The 2,500-nt window shown below is 53.7% G+C and carries 2 rRNA genes (1 of these 2 cut by a window edge); both read left to right on the top strand.

The window, feature by feature from the left end:
- A 23S ribosomal RNA gene (locus tag ACP16H_RS13785) occupies positions 1-2,298 on the top strand; it begins 525 nt to the left of the window's first position.
- A gap of 83 nt (positions 2,299-2,381) precedes the next feature.
- Positions 2,382-2,496: ribosomal RNA gene (rrf, locus tag ACP16H_RS13780) — 5S ribosomal RNA — on the top strand.
- Positions 2,497-2,500 lie beyond the last annotated feature (4 nt).

Raw genomic sequence — 2,500 nt, 5'->3', positions numbered from 1 at the left:
CAGTACCTGAAACCGAACGCCTACAATCAGTCGGAGCTTCCTTGCGAAGTGACGGCGTACCTTTTGTATAATGGGTCATCGACTTGGTCTATCTAGCAAGCTTAAGCCGTTAGGTGTAGGCGCAGCGAAAGCGAGTCTTAATAGGGCGTCGAGTTAGATGGATCAGACCCGAAACCGAGTGATCTAGGCATGACCAGGATGAAGATAAGGTAACACTTATTGGAGGTCCGAACCCACACCTGTTGAAAAAGGTCGGGATGAGTTGTGCCTAGGGGTGAAAGGCCAATCAAACTCGGAGATAGCTGGTTCTCCGCGAAATCTATTTAGGTAGAGCGTCATCCGAATACCCCGGGGGGTAGAGCACTGGATGGGTAATGGGGCCCCACAGGCTTACTGATCCTAACCAAACTCCGAATACCCGGGAGTACTAGATGGCAGACACACTGCGGATGCTAACGTCCGTAGTGAAGAGGGAAACAACCCTGACCTCCAGCTAAGGCCCCCAATTCATGGCTAAGTGGGAAAGCAGGTGGGACGACCAAAACAACCAGGAGGTTGGCTTAGAAGCAGCCATCCTTTAAAGATAGCGTAACAGCTCACTGGTCTAATCAAGTTGTCCTGCGGCGAAGATGTAACGGGGCTCAAGCCATGAGCCGAAGCTGAGGATGCACATAGTGCATGGTAGCGGAGCGTAGTGTGACATAGCACTCATCCGTATTTGCATCCCACGGGATGTAATGACGGATAGAGTGCTTTCTGTGAAGCCGGGGCGTGAGCCATCCGGTGGAGAGATCACTAGCGAGAATGATGACATGAGTAGCGACAAAGAGTGTGAGAGACACTCTCGCCGAAAGTCCAAGGGTTCCTGCTTAAAGCTAATCTGAGCAGGGTAAGCCGGCCCCTAAGGCGAGGCCGAAAGGCGTAGTCGATGGGAACCAGGTTAATATTCCTGGGCCAGAAGGATGTGACGGATCGTGGCGGCGTGCAGGTCTTATCGGATTGACCTGTATCCAAGACGGTTCCTGGAAATAGCCCTTCATGAGACCGTACCCTAAACCGACACAGGTGGACTGGTAGAGTATACCAAGGCGCTTGAGAGAACGATGTTGAAGGAACTCGGCAAAATACCTCCGTAAGTTCGCGAGAAGGAGGCCCGGTACATGAGTGCCGGGGGCACAAACCAGGGGGTGGCGACTGTTTATTAAAAACACAGGGCTCTGCGAAGTCGCAAGACGACGTATAGGGTCTGACGCCTGCCCGGTGCCTGAAGGTTAAAAGGAGGGGTGAGAGCTCTGAATTGAAGCCCAGGTAAACGGCGGCCGTAACTATAACGGTCCTAAGGTAGCGAAATTCCTTGTCGGGTAAGTTCCGACCTGCACGAATGGCGTAACGACTTCCCCGCTGTCTCCAACATCGACTCAGCGAAATTGAATTGCCTGTCAAGATGCAGGCTTCCCGCGGTTAGACGGAAAGACCCCGTGCACCTTCACTACAGCTTCGCACTGGCATCAGTCACAACATGTGCAGGATAGGTGGTAGGCTTCGAAGCAGGGACGCCAGTCCCTGTGGAGCCTCCCTTGAGATACCACCCTTGTTCTGATTGATGTCTAACCGCGGTCCGTTATCCGGATCCGGGACCCTGCGTGGTGGGTAGTTTGACTGGGGCGGTCGCCTCCTAAAGCGTAACGGAGGCGCGCGAAGGTTGGCTCAGAGCGGTCGGAAATCGCTCGTTGAGTGCAATGGCATAAGCCAGCCTGACTGCGAGACTGACAAGTCGAGCAGAGACGAAAGTCGGCCATAGTGATCCGGTGGTCCCAAGTGGGAGGGCCATCGCTCAACGGATAAAAGGTACGCCGGGGATAACAGGCTGATACTGCCCAAGAGTCCATATCGACGGCAGTGTTTGGCACCTCGATGTCGGCTCATCTCATCCTGGGGCTGGAGCAGGTCCCAAGGGTATGGCTGTTCGCCATTTAAAGAGGTACGTGAGCTGGGTTTAGAACGTCGTGAGACAGTTCGGTCCCTATCTGCCGTGGGTGTAGGATACTTGAGAGGAGTTGCCCCTAGTACGAGAGGACCGGGGTGAACGTTCCACTGGTGGACCAGTTGTCGTGCCAACGGCAGTGCTGGGTAGCTATGAACGGACAGGATAACCGCTGAAGGCATCTAAGCGGGAAGCCCCCCTCAAAACAAGGTATCCCTGAGGACCGTGGTAGACCACCACGTCGATAGGCCGGAGATGTAAGTGCAGCAATGCATTCAGTTGACCGGTACTAATGGTCCGATAGGCTTGATTTGATCCAGTAACAGCCAGGTTACAAATCAAAGCATACACACAAGTGTAAAACACTTGGACAACAGTTGATCGTGTCTTTCCTCGGTTTGGTGGTCATAGCGAAAGCAATACACCCAGTCCCATCCCGAACCTGGCCGTTAAGTGCTTCCACGCCAATGGTACTGCGTCTCAAGACGTGGGAGAGTAGGTAACCGCCAAACCTAG

Source organism: Sagittula sp. S175, assembly GCF_049800975.1.
In the GTDB taxonomy this organism is placed as follows: Bacteria; Pseudomonadota; Alphaproteobacteria; order Rhodobacterales; family Rhodobacteraceae; genus Sagittula.
Note: the sequence above shows the minus strand (reverse complement) of the source record. Positions and strands in the feature narration are given on the sequence as shown.